At 71.1% G+C, this 15,825-nt stretch carries 18 protein-coding genes; 5 read left to right on the top strand and 13 right to left on the bottom strand.

Going from position 1 to position 15,825, the window contains the following annotated elements:
• Positions 1-125: 125 nt before the first annotated feature.
• From ACZ7GX_RS10535 to ACZ7GX_RS10550, 4 genes are all read right to left on the bottom strand, one after another.
• Positions 126-401: a hypothetical protein gene (locus ACZ7GX_RS10535; protein WP_498775067.1), complete on the bottom strand. Its 276-nt coding sequence runs from the start codon at positions 399-401 to the stop codon at positions 126-128.
• An 11-nt stretch (positions 402-412) separates the two neighbouring features.
• Complete coding sequence (locus tag ACZ7GX_RS10540; protein WP_498775069.1) at positions 413-2,098, bottom strand: sodium:solute symporter family protein; 1,686 nt, start codon at positions 2,096-2,098, stop codon at positions 413-415.
• Positions 2,099-2,263: 165 nt separating this feature from the next.
• Positions 2,264-2,680 carry a hypothetical protein gene (locus ACZ7GX_RS10545; protein ID WP_498775071.1) on the bottom strand — a complete coding sequence of 139 codons (417 nt, stop codon included), beginning with the start codon at positions 2,678-2,680 and terminating at the stop codon, positions 2,264-2,266.
• A 169-nt stretch (positions 2,681-2,849) separates the two neighbouring features.
• Complete coding sequence (locus tag ACZ7GX_RS10550) at positions 2,850-3,365, bottom strand: hypothetical protein (RefSeq protein ID WP_498775073.1); 516 nt, start codon at positions 3,363-3,365, stop codon at positions 2,850-2,852.
• An 85-nt stretch (positions 3,366-3,450) separates the two neighbouring features.
• Here ACZ7GX_RS10550 and ACZ7GX_RS10555 point away from each other — a divergent pair, with 85 nt between their 5' ends.
• Positions 3,451-3,717: a hypothetical protein gene (locus ACZ7GX_RS10555; protein ID WP_498775075.1), complete on the top strand. Its 267-nt coding sequence runs from the start codon at positions 3,451-3,453 to the stop codon at positions 3,715-3,717.
• On the opposite strand, the gene ACZ7GX_RS10560 is transcribed toward ACZ7GX_RS10555, so the two are convergent.
• The 8 genes from ACZ7GX_RS10560 to nucS form a co-directional block, all read right to left on the bottom strand.
• Complete coding sequence (locus tag ACZ7GX_RS10560; protein WP_498775077.1) at positions 3,677-4,633, bottom strand: hypothetical protein; 957 nt, start codon at positions 4,631-4,633, stop codon at positions 3,677-3,679. The genes ACZ7GX_RS10555 and ACZ7GX_RS10560 overlap by 41 nt on opposite strands.
• Positions 4,634-4,643: 10 nt before the next feature.
• Positions 4,644-5,345, bottom strand: coding sequence for a vWA domain-containing protein (locus tag ACZ7GX_RS10565; RefSeq protein WP_498775079.1), 702 nt, complete (start codon positions 5,343-5,345; stop codon positions 4,644-4,646).
• Between the two features lie 32 nt (positions 5,346-5,377).
• Positions 5,378-6,415: a protein kinase domain-containing protein gene (locus ACZ7GX_RS10570; protein ID WP_498775081.1), complete on the bottom strand. Its 1,038-nt coding sequence runs from the start codon at positions 6,413-6,415 to the stop codon at positions 5,378-5,380.
• Positions 6,412-7,446, bottom strand: a complete 1,035-nt coding sequence (locus ACZ7GX_RS10575; protein ID WP_498775083.1) for a protein phosphatase 2C domain-containing protein — start codon at positions 7,444-7,446, stop codon at positions 6,412-6,414. Before ACZ7GX_RS10575 ends, ACZ7GX_RS10570 begins: the two co-directional genes overlap by 4 nt.
• Positions 7,447-8,472, bottom strand: coding sequence for a hypothetical protein (locus tag ACZ7GX_RS10580; protein ID WP_498775085.1), 1,026 nt, complete (start codon positions 8,470-8,472; stop codon positions 7,447-7,449).
• Entirely contained in the window at positions 8,469-10,442 is a 1,974-nt protein-coding gene (locus ACZ7GX_RS10585; protein WP_498775087.1) for a hypothetical protein, read from the bottom strand. The genes ACZ7GX_RS10580 and ACZ7GX_RS10585 overlap by 4 nt, the downstream gene beginning before the upstream one ends.
• A 315-nt stretch (positions 10,443-10,757) precedes the next feature.
• Complete coding sequence (locus ACZ7GX_RS10590) at positions 10,758-11,369, bottom strand: toll/interleukin-1 receptor domain-containing protein (RefSeq protein ID WP_498775089.1); 612 nt, start codon at positions 11,367-11,369, stop codon at positions 10,758-10,760.
• 297 nt (positions 11,370-11,666) lie between these two features.
• Positions 11,667-12,326 (bottom strand): endonuclease NucS, encoded by a 660-nt coding sequence (gene nucS / locus ACZ7GX_RS10595; protein WP_230572499.1) that lies wholly within the window; start codon positions 12,324-12,326, stop codon positions 11,667-11,669.
• Positions 12,327-12,611: 285 nt separating this feature from the next.
• On the opposite strand from nucS, the gene ACZ7GX_RS10600 reads away from it, so the two are divergent.
• The 3 genes from ACZ7GX_RS10600 to ACZ7GX_RS10610 all read left to right on the top strand — a co-directional run bounded on the left by ACZ7GX_RS10600 (position 12,612) and on the right by ACZ7GX_RS10610 (position 14,082).
• A complete protein-coding gene (locus tag ACZ7GX_RS10600) occupies positions 12,612-13,148 on the top strand; it encodes an NUDIX domain-containing protein (RefSeq protein ID WP_498775092.1) in 537 nt (178 codons plus the stop codon).
• Positions 13,145-13,666: a GNAT family N-acetyltransferase gene (locus ACZ7GX_RS10605; protein ID WP_498775094.1), complete on the top strand. Its 522-nt coding sequence runs from the start codon at positions 13,145-13,147 to the stop codon at positions 13,664-13,666. Before ACZ7GX_RS10600 ends, ACZ7GX_RS10605 begins: the two co-directional genes overlap by 4 nt.
• A 65-nt stretch (positions 13,667-13,731) precedes the next feature.
• A complete protein-coding gene (locus ACZ7GX_RS10610) occupies positions 13,732-14,082 on the top strand; it encodes a DoxX family protein (RefSeq protein WP_498775096.1) in 351 nt (116 codons plus the stop codon).
• Here ACZ7GX_RS10610 and ACZ7GX_RS10615 read toward each other — a convergent pair.
• Complete coding sequence (locus ACZ7GX_RS10615; protein WP_498775098.1) at positions 14,079-14,852, bottom strand: enoyl-CoA hydratase-related protein; 774 nt, start codon at positions 14,850-14,852, stop codon at positions 14,079-14,081. The genes ACZ7GX_RS10610 and ACZ7GX_RS10615 overlap by 4 nt on opposite strands.
• Before the next feature lie 116 nt (positions 14,853-14,968).
• Here ACZ7GX_RS10615 and ACZ7GX_RS10620 point away from each other — a divergent pair, with 116 nt between their 5' ends.
• Positions 14,969-15,778 carry a hypothetical protein gene (locus ACZ7GX_RS10620; RefSeq protein WP_498775100.1) on the top strand — a complete coding sequence of 270 codons (810 nt, stop codon included), beginning with the start codon at positions 14,969-14,971 and terminating at the stop codon, positions 15,776-15,778.
• The last annotated feature ends 47 nt before the right edge of the window (positions 15,779-15,825 follow it).

The following is a 15,825-nucleotide window of genomic DNA, read 5'->3' on the forward strand; positions in this document are numbered from 1 at the left end:
CCGAACCGAGAGGACCACCGCATGCGCACCCGAATCCGACCCGGCATCCGCCGCGCCGTCCGCTGGCTCGACACCTGGACGGTCGAGGCGTTCAACCCGGTCTACCCGAAGCGCTGACCGGGGCTTCACCCCTCCGTCCCCGGCGGCTGCCCGGACGGCAGGTCGGACGCGTCGGGCCGGTCGGGCACGACGACCGGCCGCCACGTCGCCCAGGCGGCGAACACCGCCGCCAGCACGACCATGCCGACGCCCGTCCACAGGTTGATGTTGAGCCCGTCCGCCTTGGCCAGGTCGGCCTCCTCGGTGAAGCCGAGTCCGACCACCAGCAGCACGACGCCGTACACGGCGAACAGCACCGCGATCACCAGTCGCAGGTCGAACAGACCGGCCTTGTGCGCCACGACGACCTCCCTCAGCCGAAGATGATGTTGAGCACGGCGGTCAGCACCAGCACGCCGATGCCCAGCAGCAGCGGCGACCGGTACCACCCGGCGTCCTCACCCGTGGTGGAGTGCTTGCGGTCCGCCTTGGGCGTCAGGCTGTAGACCAGCCCGACCAGCCGCTCCTCCGGCACCGGCCGGGTGAACGTGGTCACCACCACGCTGACCACGATGTCGACCACGAACGCCACGCCCGCGCCGAGGAAGCTCGCGCCCTGCCCCGGCAGGTCCAGCACGCCGGTCTCGGCGAGCACGAACACCGCCACCGCGCCGAGCGTGCCCGCGACCAGGCCCGCCCACCCCGCCGCCGCCGACATCCGCTTCCAGAACATGGCCAGGATGAACGTGGCGAACAGCGGCGCGTTGAAGAACGAGAACAGCGCCTGGATGTAGTCCATGATGTTGCCGTAGCCGGCCGCGAGGAACGCGGTGCCGATGGCGACCACCGTGCCGCCGATCGTGGCCAGCCGCCCGATCCGCAGGTAGTACTCGTCCGGGCGGTCCTTGCGCACGTAGTCCTGCCACAGGTCGTACGTGAACACCGTGTTGAACGACGACACGTTCGCCGCGACACCCGCCATGAACGACGCCAGCAGACCCGTGATCGCGATGCCCAGCATGCCGTTGGGCAGCAGCTCGCCGATCAACGCGGGCAGCGCGTTGTTGTAGACGACGCCGCCGCCCTCCTCGCCGGCCTTGAGCGCGGCCATCTCCGGCACCACCAGCGCGGCGATGATGCCCGGGATGATGATCACGAACGGGATCAGCATCTTCGGGTACGCGCCGATGATCGGCGTGCGCCGCGCGGCCGACATGCTCTTCGCCGACAACGCCCGCTGCACCTCGGCGAAGTTCGTCGTCCAGTACCCGAACGACAGCACGAAGCCGAGGCCGAACACGATGCCGATCACGCTGAGCACCGGGTTCTGGATGCCGGTCAGCTCGGTCGCGGGCCACGCCGAGAGCTGCTCGGCGCCGCCCGGACCGCCGGTGACCTTCTCGACCAGCCCGTCCCACCCGCCGACCTTGTGCAGGCCGACGATCGTCAGCGGCAGCAGCGCGGCCACGATCACGAAGAACTGCAGCACCTCGTTGTAGATGGCCGCCGACAGGCCGCCCAGCGCCGTGTACGTCAGCACGATCGCCGCGGCGATGACCACCGACAGCGGGATCGGCCAGCCGAGCATCAGGTTCAGCAGGAACGCCAGGGCGTACAGGTTCACGCCCGCGATCAGCACCTGCGCGACGGCGAAGCTGATCGCGTTGACCAGGTGCGCGCCCTTGCCGAAGCGTCGGCGCAGGAACTCCGGGACGCTGCGCACCTTCGAGCCGTAGTAGAACGGCATCATCACCAGGCCGAGGAACACCATGGCCGGGATCGCGCCGATCCAGTAGTAGTGCACCGTCGCCATGCCGTACTGCGCGCCGTTGGCCGCCATGCCGAGCAGCTCGATCGCGCCGAGGTTGGCTGAGATGAACGCCAGACCCGTCACCCACGCGGGCAGCGAGCGGCCGGAGAGCAGGAAGTCGAGGCTGGAGGAGACGGATCTGCGGGCCAGGAAGCCGATGCCGAGGACGAACACGAAGTAGACCGCCAGCAAGGTGTAGTCCAACGGACCGGCATCCAGCCTGAGGTCCACCTGGGCCAGTACGGGCACCTCCGCCCACCTCCCCTGATCCGAACAACCCCGAACACAATCCCGCGCCACCACGCGTGACCAGGCACTACCGCACAGCCGATCAAGCCGACGGTAGTGCACCTCGACGCGCTCCGCCGGTTTGAACTACCCAGGGCTAAACCTCAGGTGGGCAACGCGGCCGCGTCAGCGGGTGAGGACGAACGGCGTCTCGGCGTAGACGGGGCCGGAGGTGGCGCCGATGGTGAACGGCGTGCCGGGGGCGGAACTGCCGAACGCGTCGGGCACGCGCACCGGCACCTCGACGAACCGGCCGATCGCGTCCGCGGTGGTGTCGCCGACCCGGTGACCGTGGAAGGTGAACACCACTCGACCGTGTGCCGGGTAACCCTGGCCGCTGAGCAGGACTTCACCACCCGCGTGGCCGGAGAGGGGGTGCGCCGCGAGGTGCGCGGCGGAAGAAGGTGCGGCGGTCGAGCTCATCACCGCGAAATCGGGCGGCGACAACGCGGGCGTCTGCGACGCGCAGCCCGCCGCCGGCAGGGCCAGGAGAACCGACAGGACCAGGGGTGAGCCGGATCTTCGTCTTCGCGATCTTCGCACCACGCGCCTCCAAGCCCGTTGAGGGGGGAAGTCAGCCTATATCGCGAAAACCGGCCTGCCACGCGCCCGAACGGCTTACCGCCGACCCGTGGAATGCGGATCGACACCGACCGCGATCACCCGGGTCGTCGACGCCGACGCGGCGCGAACACCTGGTGCCCTTGGCCGCTCACGCCGATTGCAACGGCTCGTCGAGGACCACGGATCCGCGTTCCCGAACCGTGATCCGGCCATCGGCGACCCGGTAGGTGAAGTTGCCGTTGCGCGCCTCCCACCCTCCGCCGGTGGATTCGGCGGGCAGAGAGATGTGGTTCACCGTGTCGGCAGGTTTCCCCTTCACCTGACCGTCGTAGTAGACCTGTCCCGAGGCCGTTCGACACAGCGTGACGAGGTGCTTCCCGGTCTGGTAGGCGCCGACGAGGGTGGCACCCCCACCGCCGGCGGGCAGCCACCGCCCCACCGACCACGGGCACGGCGCCGCACCGCCCGGCGCGGCGCCCAGCTCGCCGGTCGTCGGTGGCCGCATGTCCGCGCACGCGTCCACCCCGTAGAAGAGCAGCAGGAACGCCCCGACGACCTTCGCCGCGGTCTTCGCGGCCCGCTTGCGCCGACGGGTCCACCACGATCGACTGCTCTTCGGCGTGTACCGGGGCGGCGCCGGTGGCCCCGATCGTGGCGGTTTCACGGGTGGCGCGCTGACGGTCCTGGGCGGTGCGGGGACAGGTGATGGTGGCGGGGGTGACGGTGTCGGACTGGGCACGATCGGGCGCGTGGCAGCGGGTTTCGGCGGCACGGTCTTGATGGTCGACCGGATCGTGGTGGCCGAGGTCTGCGGCGGCTCCCGCTCGGTGGATCGAGTGGAAGCGGACTTGGGTGACGACGTCACCGGGTCGTTGACCGTCGAGGCTCGTCGTGACGTCCCAGCGCACACTCCGCACTTGCGCGCAGTGGAGTCGTTCGTGGTGTCGCAGTCGGCGCAGATCCACCGGGAGCCGCTCATCGCCCACCCCTCGGTGGCGCCCACGGCACGCGCGTGATGATCCGTTGGTCGGACGGCATGGGCCGGAGGCAGATCCAGTCGTCGTCGTCCGGTGCCGAGACGACTGCCAACCGGGCCAGGTTGCCGCGCCCCGGCGCGGCGGTGACCGGCCCGGGGACGGGATCCCCCGGTGACACCGCCGAAGCGACCTCCGCCGAAGCGACTTCCGCCGCGTCGAGCGGAACGAAGACCGCCGCGACGTCGTGCGAGTCCCGGACCGGTTCCCGACCAGGCGGCTCCACCGCGGGCGGCGCGTCGTACGACCACGGGTTCGGCGTCGTGTCCTGCACGTCCGCTACCGGCGTGACCGCATCCCGCGGCACCGGATCGGCATGCAGCTCGAAGCTCGCCGACACCGGAGCCGAGTCCGAATCCGGGTCGGAGGCCACCGGAGCAGGTTCGCGCCTCGCCTCCCGTTCGGGCATCGACCCGGCGGGCACTGGCCGACGTGGGCGTTCCGGCGCCGGCCCGAGCCGGTGCCTGACGATGAGGTCGGCCAGCTCGTCACCCTGCAGCTCGGTGAACGGCAACGTGATCTCGGCCCAGGCATCGGTCGGCGCCTCGCCTCGCCCGAGGTCGACCCGGATGCGCAGGCACACTTCGGACCGTTCCGGCCGGTGGTGCAGCCGGAGGGTGCACGCCTCGACCGGCAACCTCAGCCGGGACGCACGCCGATGCGGCACCTCGTGCGTCACGACGAGGAGAACCCCCTCCACCATGCCGAACGCACCACCGCTTCCGCTCATCCAGAACTGCGACTCCGGGTGTGCCCCGAACCCGGGATCCCACTCCGTGTCGTAGACGAAGCCGGTCTTGCGACCGTCCTCACCGATCCAGCGCGCCTCGTACCTGTCCAGCTGGTCCGCGTAGAACCCCGGATCGGACGAGTCGTTCCTCCACCTGAAGCGACGCACGACCCGCTCCTCAGAGGCTGTGCGCGATGGTGTTGATGATCTCGTCCATCTCCCACTCCTCGAGCCCTTCACCGGCGTTCGACGGGAAGAAGAGCGTGTTGTTCCAGTCTTCGACGATGTCCTCCCACGGCTCGGTCTCCGGCGCGAACAGCAACAGGCGCTTCGCCGAGTTCTCCATGACCGCCGTCTGGCTCTGGGGAAAGCCCCATTGGGAGAACAACTCGTCCATGGAGCCGGGCACCGACTGCGGGTACGTCTCCGCCCGGGTTTGCGCCGGCGATCCCAAAGGGTGCGCGGGCGCGTCGGTGAACAGCACGATGACGTGCCTGCGCCGGTCGAGCCCTCGTTCCCACGGCGACTGGATCGCGAGTGCCAGCGCTTCCAGGCCCGACTCGGGGATGTCACCGCCCCCTCGTGCGGTCAGCCCGCGCACGAAGCGCTCGAACTCCACCGCGCCTTCCGGGAAGGTGAGGAACTGCGTCTCGTCGATCGCGTCGTCGGCCCGGTCACCGAAGTCGCGGAACGCGATGACCTTGAGCCGCAACTGGCTGATCGACCGGCCCTTCTCCTCCATCGCGGAGGCGAGCCTCTCGTGGAAGGACAAGGCGCTTTCCTTAACCTTCTCCAGGGTGCCGTTCATGCTCATCGTCGCGTCGATGCACAGCACGATGTCGACCGCGTACTGCAAGTTCCCGTTCGCCCGCTCGTTCATCCAGGATTCCCTTCCGGAGGTGTTGTCGAAGATCAGTCCGTGCCGCCAGGACGACCGGTCAGGTTGATGCGGAGCCGGGAGCCGCGGTCGGCGTGCCGCGTGGTGGCGCGGGAAGTCTCCGCGGCGACCGGTGGGCGGGATCCGAAGCTGCTGCGCAGGCGGCTCCCACCCGCTCGTGGCACGGTGAGCCGCAGGGCGGCTTCGTCGTCGAGGACCTCCCGCATCTCGGCCATGGCGGGCCGCACCGCGGGGTCGGCCGACAGCGCCCGCCGCAGGAGCGCCGAGGTGGCCGGCGCCAGCCGCTCGTCCAGCACCGGTGTCACGCCGGTGTTGACGGCTTCCGCAGTCGAGGTGAAGGACCCGTCGTGGACCGGCAGCGCGCCTGTCAGGTAGGTGTGGACGACGAGGGCGAACGCGAAGACGTCCACCGCCGTCGTCAGCCGCTCCGGTCCGACCCCGCCGTCGTGCAGGTAGCGGATCCACTCCGGGGCACCGTGCACGTGGTCTCCGCCGATGACGTCCCTGGCCGGCGGCGCGCCGGCGAGGTAGGCGTCGTCGAAGTCGATCAGCTTCGCCGTGTAGAGGCCCCGTGCCGAGGGGTTGTGCAGGAGGATGTTGTCCGGCTTGAGGTCGCCGTGCACGATCCCGATCCGGTGCAGGAACTGCAGGCTCGCGGCCAGGGTGAGGAGCAGGACGCGCATCTGCCGCGGTGGCAGCTCGTGCGGGGCCAGTTCAGCCGGGTGCAGCCGCTCGGTGACCTTGTAGTACCGCGTGCCCTCGCAGAAGAAGTCACGGGCGACGACGAGGTTGCCGGCGTCCGGGGCCATCGGGTCGATCCGGTCCATGATGGTGCGGTGCCGCAGCTCGAACTCCTCGCACTGCGCCAGCATGACCTTCTTCTGCTCCGGGGTACCCGGCCCGTCCGGCCGTGGGCGTTTGAGCTCGAGGAACTCCTTGATGAAGTACTCGGCGCCGTCCTTCGTCGCGAAGGCCCACAGGCACTTGCCCGCCCCCGCGTTCGTGGGTTTCGTCACGATCTCGTAGCCGCCGACGTCCGCACCCAGCTTCACGCGCCTTCCCCTTCCCGACGCAGTGGCATCAGCCGCTCGTAACCGGCGCGGTAACGGGCCCAGGAGTCCTCCCGCGCCCGCACCACCTGCTCCCGGTCGCGCGAGTCCAGCGCGTTGATCAGCTCGATGTGCTGGGTCCGCAGCTCACGGGTGCGCGAGCGGTAGTGGTCCTTGACCGAGGCGAAGTCCTCGAACCCGACCGCGAGCACGACGAGCGAGGCGTCGTCCCCGGTGTAGCCGGCGATGTCCTCGATGAGTGCGTTGCCCCAGTCACCGGCGGTCTCGGACCTCTCCAACGTGTCCAGCAGCACGTGCTCGCACTCGGCCGGGGTGGTGACGTACCCGAAGAAGCCGTCCGTCGCGCACACGAGCACGCAGGGCAAGTCCGCCTCGCCCGTCGCGGAGTTGAGGTCGAACCGCCGGTCGGCCGAGATCATGTTGGTCATGGGCGGGTCCTCGTTGAGCAGCACGAGGGCGTCGTCCGACACGGTGTCGTCACGACTGAGCTGGTGCAGGCCCGTGGAGACGTCGAGGAGGAAGGCGCGGGAGTCCCCCGCCCAGAGCGCTTCCCAAGACACCGAGTCGTCGCCGAGCCGGTAGCGCAGCCCGGCCATGGTCGTCGGGAACTCCCGCTGCATGGAGCTGCGCATCTTGCGCTTCGCGGTGCCCCGCAGGCGGGTCAGCTCCGCGGCGAGGTGCTCGTGGAGGCTCTCGCCGGCTCCCGTCCCATCGGCCACCTCGCGGACGAACCACTGCTCGACGAGCGCGCGGACGAACCGCGAACCCACCCAGGCCGACGTGCGCTCGGGGCCGTCGTCGGGACGGCCCGCGCTTGACGCGCCGGCGCCACCCGCGCCGTCGAACACCGCCAAGATGCCGGCGCGGGACGAAACCCGGTGCACGAAGAGGGGTTCGGCGTCCTCGCCCTGATCGGGTTTCTTCTCCGCCCAGACGGCCGTCACGATCAACGGCGGCTGCTCCAGGTGCCAGGCATGACCGCGATCGGACTGCTCTGACGTGCGCAGGTCCACTCAGCTCTCCCCCTTCGCCTCGTCACGGCGCAGACCGGAACCGCGCAACCTGCTCGGCCGGGGGCCAGGCGGGGTCACGCCGGCGCTCCCGGTGGTGGCGGACGGCACGTCCCGGTCGGCAGGTGGGCGGCGGTCACCGGGCTCGGGCTTCGCCGATTCGACTGCCGCCCGTTCGGCGCCGGTGTACTTGTCCGTGAGGTACTTGCGGCGGGAGGGCCGGACGCCTTCGGGCGCCCTCGCGGGCTCGGAGTCGCCGAGCAGCGCGCCGACCACCCTCGATCGCACGGCCCTGCCCTCCACCGGGTCGGCGTCCTCTTCGGACGCGATGCGCACCATGTCCAGCAAGCGGTCCTTGTCCCGGTGCTCTGACTCCGTGCGCGCCGCCACCAGCGCTGACGGATCGCCGTCGCGCTTGGCGATGACCTGGGCGATGATCTCCGCGTGCCCGCCGTCGACGACCTCGCGCGCAGCGGCCCGCTTGACCCGGTCCACGCGGATGCCCCGCGTGGCGTCGTAGAACTCCGACACGCTGCGCGGTCGGACGACGTAAGCGCTCAGCTCGAAGCCGGAGGCCACCGTGCTGCGGTCCAGCTCCCGACGCAACGCCGTCGCGAACGCCTTGAACTGCGAGATGTCGTGGTCCTGCGCGATGTCCAGCATCAGCCCGGTGAGGCTCGGGCGGACAGCCGCCACGATGTCCCGGATACCGCTGTTGACCACGGCGATCGGGTCGACCACTCGACAGTTGAAGATCACGTCGACGGAGAAGGTGAAGGACGGGTCGGACGCGGGCAGGTCCTCGACGGACAGCGTCAACGAGTACATCCGCAGGTCCACGACGTAGGCATGCCGGTACCGGCCCACACACGCCCCGGGCACGGGCTCGCCCGACCGCACGAGCTTCCGCTCACCGGTGAACGGTTCGAGCACGAGGGCCGTGTCGATCGACGGGCTGGTGAGCCGGTTGACCAAGCGGATCCTGCGCGGCTTGACGACCTCTTTGATCGGGTCGTAGGTGGGGTTCACCGCAGCGCCTCCTCAGCGTGCACGAGATCGTCGTGGGCGTACGCCGCAGCGCGGGACGGGTCGCGCCGGTCGCTCGCCCACACCTCGAGCTGGTGTTCCAGGTCGTCGGCTGCGCGCTCGCCCAGGTCGACGATCCCCGCCAGCACGTCCAGCACCACCGGGTACGCCGCCGGATCGTCGTCCGCGACGCCCAGCCACCCGCGCAGCGCCTGCAGCGCGAGCTCGCGGACCCGGCGCTCCGCCAGCGCCCGCGCCCACAGCACCGGCAGGTCGTCGTGGTGACGGGCAGCCTCTTTGAGGAGGACCGGCCACACGGCCGGGGTGTCCCAGGTCGACCGCCCGACCATCGCGACATGGGGTCGTGCCGCGATGACGAACGCGGTGAGCACCTTGACGGCAAAGTCACCGCGGCGGGCCGCGTCGCTCCACTCACGCAGCGCCGCGACGACCACGCGGTCGGCGCCCTCCTCTACGAGGCGGGCGAAGCTCCACGCCGCCGGGTGCACCAGGTTCCAGTCGTCCGCCTCCAGCAGCGAGCGCAACAGGTGCACCGCCGAATCCGGGTCGGCCAGTCCCAGCGGCCCTCCCGCCGCCATGGCCGCGGTCTTCGGCAGCGGCCGGTCCGGGCCGGTCCTGCTGTCCGCGGCGAACTCGCGCAGCAGCCGCCACACCCGACCGGTGTGCACGGCCTGGCTGCCCACGACCCCGAGCGCCAGCGCGGCGCTCTGCCGCTCCGAACCGGAGTCGCTGCCCGCCCAAGGCAGGATCAAACCGTGCAGGCTGTGCTGGAAGTCGCCTGAGGCGAGAACCCCGGCGGCGGTCGCGGCACGAGCGCGCACCTCGACATCGGAGTGGCCCGCCATGCGGCGCAACCACTCCTGGATCGCCGGGCGCATGCCGTCCAGCTCGTGCCAGGCGTGGGTCAGGACGGCCAGTCGCAGGTAGGGGTTGCGGAAGACGACGACCTCGTCCACCGGCGCCCCGCCGCCATCCCCTCGTTCCGGCCGGGCGAGCTGGATCCAGGTGTGGGCCGTGCGCAGGGTGCGGCGGAAGTGCGTGGCGGGCTCGGCCGACTTGCCGGCGAGCGCGCGGTGCAGGTCGCCGGCGGCGTCGGACACCGTGAGGTAGCCGCAGCCTTCGAGGACGGCCGTGGCCATGGCGAACGCGATCTCCGCCGGGTCGACGTTGTCGCCGAACCACTCGCTGACCTGTTCGCGGGGGTCGCGCAGTTCGCGGACGACCTCGGTGAGCGAGGTCCCGGAGTTGATCGCGGCGACCACCGCGTCCGCGACCCGCACCGCGAAGCTCGGCCGCGGCCGTTCGGCCACCAGAGCCGCCACCTCGGTGTCCTCGAGCCGCCTGCGCACCGCGTCCAGCGGCACGTCGAGGTCGGAGACCTCCAGCCTGGCATAGAAGATCTCGTACGGGTCCGGGGCGCTCACCTGCTCCATCACGAACTCGTGGCGTCGGGCGGCCACCGCCAGTCGTCCTGCGGGTGGGCCCGTGACGACCACGAGGAAGCTGCCGGCGTCATGCAGCTGCTCACTCATCCTGGTGAGCCAGACGTCGTCGATCGCCTCGGCGGTCACGGGTGGCTTGGCGCCGCGGTAGCGCGTCGCCCGCACCACCAGGTTGTCCGGGATGACGTAGCCGCAGCCCTTGTCGGGGACGGTCCACGTCACGTCTCCCAGCACCTCGGGCGGGAGTTGGGTCACCTGCGCCGGACCGGCACCGCGCAGGACCTCCACGAGCAGGGCGAGTGACGCGGCGTCCCGACCCGCACCCGGTTGACCGGACAGCACCACGAGGTGCCGCTCGGCCAGGACGTCGTGAGCGTCCTCGAACCAGTCCGGTCTCACGAAACCGGCGGTGTAGCCGTCGAGGTGGGCCTTCGAGTAGGCGAACGGCCGGCCGGCCGCACGCCCGGACCGCGGCGCCGTTCTCCCCTTGGTCGCGCCACCGGTATTCACGTCGCCGGCAACGGTGAGCGGACCGGCGATAACCGTGAGGTTCCGGACCTCTGCGCCGCGGAGGAACTTGCCGACGATTTCCGACGACCGCCCGTTGTCCAACGGGTCGAGTTCCGCCCCCCGCAACGCACGCAATGCGCCATCGCGATCGGACACCGGAGTCGTGACCGGGCCGCGTTCGACACCGGTATCCTCTCCGGCTTTTCGGATGGGACGGGGATGACCCGAACCGACTTCGGGTTCGGGCACAGGCATGGTCATTGTCCTACACCGGCCATGAATCGAGGTGAACTGGAATATCGAGCAGGGACGTGGTCAGCGCTCGCCTTTTCGCCACGACCCCGGGCCACCGATGGTGAGGTCGCCCGCGACGTCGACGCGATCGGTGAAGATCGCACCGACCTCCTGGGCGGTGATGCCGCCCAGGAGCGCACCGGACCGGTCGGCCCGCCGCTCGACGCGGCGCAGCTCGGGCAGGCGCTCGGCCAGCGCGCCGATCAGCACGGCCAGGTCCACGTGGCTGTTCCTGGTCCGCAGGGTCAGGTACTGCCGCGCCGCGAGGGCGCGCAGTGGGGCAGGCAGCTCCGCAGGCTTCAGCCTCGACCTGTCGACCAGGACCGGAATCACCGGGACGTCGTGGTCGAACGCCTCGATGATCTCCCGTCGGATGTAGTCCTCGGAGCGGTCGATCTGTCGACGCCCGCGGGCGTCGACCTCGCCGGCCCAGCGGGGACCGATGACGGCGATCATGGCGAGGGACTCGCGGATGGCGCCCATGATCTCCGGGTGGAACTCGTCGCCCAAGCGCAGCGACCGCGCGTCCCGGAAGACCCGGTCGGGCCCGAACTCGCCGGACAGCGCGGTGTCGAGCAAGGACGCCCCGAAGTCGAGGTCACTACTCCGGTAATTGATGAAGATCTTGCGCACCAACGGGAAACCTCACCTCTCGGGGGCCGCACACACGGCAGCACTCACTGCATCAGCGAGAGTGCACGGGGTGCGAGCGATGATGGGTGAAGACCCTGGCAAAGGGCAAGGCGCGATGTCCAGCCCTACCGACAAGTAATGTGAAAGGTGTCATCAAACTGACCAGTCCACCATTCGGCAAATCACCGGAACAGTTGACGTCAACTGGCAACTATTCCACGTTACGTGTCACGAACGACAGAGAGCCTAAACAGCAAAGGGCACCCGCATATTGCGGGTGCCCTTGGCCGGTCGCGATCAGAACAGGCGGAACTCGTCGGACTCGATGCCGCGCAGCGCGTCGTAGTCCAGCACGACGCAGCGGATGCCGCGGTCCTCGGCGAGGGTCCGCGCCTGCGGCTTGATCTGCTGCGCGGCGAACACGCCCCGCACCGGCGCCAGCAGCGGGTCGCGGTTGAGCAGTTCCAGGTAGCGGGTCAGCTGTTCGACGCCGTCGATCTCGCCGCGGCGCTTGATCTCCACCGCCACGGAGGCGCCGGACGCGTCGCGGCACATCAGGTCCACCGGCCCGATCGGGGTCGGGAACTCGCGCCGCACCAGGGTCCAGCCGTCGCCGAGGGTGGTGACGTGCTCGGCCAGCAGCTTCTGCAGGTCCGCTTCGACGCCGTCCTTGACCAGGCCGGGCTCCGGGCCGAGCTCGTGCTTGGAGTCGTGCAGCACCTCGGCCAGGGTGATGATCAGCTTCTCGCCCGCCTTGTTCTGCACGACCCACATGTCCGGGTCCTCGATCAGCCAGCACGGCGGGCTCATCCAGTTCAGCGGCTTGTACGCGCGGTCGTCGGAGTGGATCGACACCGAGCCGTCCGCCTTGATCAGCAGCAGCCTCTGCGCCATCGGCAGATGGGCGGTGAGACGTCCGACGTAGTCGACCTGGCAGCGAGCGATGACGAGGCGCACGGCCGACAGGCTACGGGGTGCGGACCCCGGCGCACCGGCAGGGACCGTCGGCCGACGTGTCACCGCGGCGGCCGCTCACGCGCGCCGGGACCGTCGCCCCTGATCACCGGCGAGAGCGCGCACACGCCGTCGCGCCGCGTTCCGGCCGCACGGAGTGCTGCCCGGCGAGGTGGTCGGCGTCCGGTCGGCCACGCGGCTGGTGGTGTACTTCGGGTAGGGGCGGCGTCGGTCGGAAGTGGCCCGGTCGCGCCGCGGCCCGGAGCATTCGGCACAGGGAGAGTGATCGTGGAGACCCTCGGATCGCGTGAGGTGTACGCGAACCAGTGGATGGTGGTCCGGGAGGACGCCATCGGGCGGGCGGACGGGACCACCGGCATCTTCGGCGTGGTGGACAAGCCCGACTTCGCGCTGGTGATCCCCCTGGACGGCGAGCGGCTGCGGCTGGTCGAGCAGTTCCGCTACCCCATCGGCATGCGGCGCTGGGAGTTCCCGCAGGGCACCGCGCCCGAACGCGCCGTCGAGGACCCATTGGTGCTGGCCGAGCGCGAGTTGCGGGAGGAGACGGGCCTGCGGGCGGGCAAGCTGGTGCAGCTCGGCATGCTGGACGTCGCGCCGGGCATGTCCAGCCAGCGCGGCCGGGTGTTCCTGGCCACCGACCTGCGCGAGGGCTTCCACGAGCGCGAGCACGAGGAGCAGGACATGCGCTCGGCGTGGTTCCCGCGCGCGGAGTTCGAGGCGATGATCGCGCGGGGCGACATCACCGACGCCCAGTCGATCGCCGCCTACACCCTGCTCCTGCTCCACGAGCACGCGCAGCCGTGACCGCCGTGATCGCGGAGCTGACCTCCGCCGAGGTGCTGGCGTGCGCGGAGGCGTTGGCCGACGTGCTGGCCGACGCGGTCGAGGGCGGCGCGTCCGTCGGCTTCGTCAAGCCGCTGTCGCGCGTGCAGGCGCTCAAGTGGTGGCGGGCCAAGGCCGCGCCGGTCGCGAACGGCGTGCTGGCGCTGTGGGTCGCGCGGGACGGCGAACGCGTGCTCGGCACCGTCCAGCTGCGGTTCGCCGACACGGCCAACGGCGCGCACCGCGCCGAGGTGGCCAAGCTGATCGTGCGCCGCGACGCCCGCGGCGCCGGGCTGGGCCGGGCGCTGCTGGACGTGGCCGAGCAGGAGGCCGCGAAGCGCGGCGCGACCCTGCTCGTGCTGGACACGCAGACGGGGTCGGCCGCCGAGCGGCTCTACCGGCGGGCCGGCTGGACGGAGGCGGGCGTCATCCCCGACTACGCCGCCGACCCCGACGGCGTGCCGCGGCCGACGACGTTGTTCTACAAGCGGGTGGGCTGACCGGTCACCTCCCGCGGCGGCGGCGCGTCGAGCAGGTAGAGACCACGCACCGCCTGGAGGTTCCCGTGCCCACCGCGCACGTCGTCGTCACCGTCCTCGCGATCCTGGCCAACGCCGGCATCGCCGTCGCCGACCTGCTGAAGGCCGAGTTCGTCCTGGCGAACTCGGCCGAGGTCGACGTGCCGCCGTCCTGGCTGCCCGTGCTGGGCGTGCTGAAGGGCGCGGGCGCGGTGGGTCTGCTGCTCGGCCTGGTCGGCGTGCCCGTCGTCGGAGTGGCGGCGGCGGTCGGGCTGACGGCGTTCTTCGTGGGCGCGGTCGTCGCCCACGTGCGGGCCGGGGTGTGGCACAACATCGCCTTCCCCGGCGCGTTCCTCGCCCTCGCCGCCGCTTCCCTGGTGCTCGGCCTCGCGCGTTAGTCGGTCCACACCGGCGGGCGCTTCTCCAGGAACGACGCCATGCCCTCCTTGGCCGCCGGGGTCTGCGACGCCGCCGCCATCACCTCCACCGCGATGCCGTAGGCGTCGGCCTCCGGCCGGTCGAGCTGGGCGTAGATCGTCTGCTTGCCCAACGCCTTGGCGGCCCGGCTGCCGCGGGTGGCCCGGCGCATCAGCTCGTCCACGGCGTCGTCCAGCTCGGCGAGCGGCACGACGCGGTTCACCAGGCCCCACTGCTCGGCGGTGCGCGCGTCCACCGTGTCACCGGTCAGCGCCATCTCCATCAGCCGCTTGCGCCCGATCGCGCGGGCCACCGGCACCGCCGGGGTGTGGCAGAACCAGCCGCCCTTGCCGCCGGGCAGGGCGAACCCGGCCTCCTCGGCGGCCACCGCCAGGTCGCACGACGCCATCAGCTGGCAGCCCGCCGCGGTGGCCAGGCCGTGCACCCGCGCGATCACGACCTGCGGCACGGACTCGATCGTGCGCATCAGGTCCGTGCACAGCGTCAGCAGCTCGCGCACGCCCTCCAGGTCGCGGGACGACACGTCGGCGAAGTCGTGCCCGGCGGAGAACACCGGCCCCTCGCCCGCGAGCACCACGCCCACCGCGTCCGACGCGGCGACTTCGCGGAACGCGGTCAGCAGCTCCGCCAGGTGCTCGGCGGACAGCGAGTTGCGCCGGGCGGCGCGGTCCATGGTGATCCGCACGACGTCATCCGTGCGGTCGACGCGGATGTGCTGGTATTCGGCCATGTTCCGACGGTAACCGGCCGGGCGACCGCGCGCCGGTGGACGTCCGCGGCAACCGCGCGTGCAACCGCTTGCCGGTGGGCTTCCGTCCCGGTGGCATGAGACTTCGCCCGTTAGTCGTGGTCCTCGGTCTGGTGGTCGCCGGTTGCGCCGGCGGTGGGGAACCGGCCGCGCCACCCGTGTCGATCGGGTCCGACCTGCCCGCCGCCGCTCCCGCCGGGCCAGGGGTGGACTTCCCCGTGACCGCCGTCCCCCGGCCGATCGTGCTGACCGGCCCGCAACGGGAGACGGTGGAGAGAGCCGAGGGGGAGAAGGTGAAGGCGGAGGAACTCGGCTTCGCCGGCGAGTTCCGGTTCACCGGCGTCGCGCCGCCGTCGCCCGGTTCGGCGCCCGTGGTGCTGCCCGACGGCCCGGCGACGCTCCCGCTGATCGGCGTGGCCGACGCGGTGGCCGCGATGTCCGCGGAAGGGCGCGGTGGCGTGCCGCTGGACCTCGTGAGCGTCGAGCTCGGCACGGCGTCGTTCCACACCGACCGGGGTCCGGTGCAGTTGCCCGCGTGGCGGTTCCGCAGCGTGTTCGGGAGCGTGTTCGCGTGGCCCGCGATCACCCCCGAGGCGTTCTGGAAGCCGGGCGGGGTCCCGCACTCGAACCGGTCCGCCACCACGTCGGACGGGGTGGAGCTGTCGGTGGAGCTGGGCGCGCCGTTCGAACCCTGCCCCGGTGGCAAACCCGTCTTCAAGGAGCCGGTGGCGGTCGAGAGCGAGACGTCCGTGCGGATCACCGTGCGGATCACCGGCGGGCCGCTCGGCGACTGCCTGCACCGCCTGCTCCCCCGGTCGCAGTCCTACCCCGTGAAGCTGGCGGCGCCGCTGGGCTCGCGGCTGTTGCTCGACGAGGACAACGGCGTGATCCCCGTGGTGACGCGCTGACCGGGTCGGCGCCGTTCGGCCACGGGGCGCGCGTCGATCCGACCCCG

This window comes from Actinosynnema sp. NPDC037264 (genome assembly GCF_055603705.1).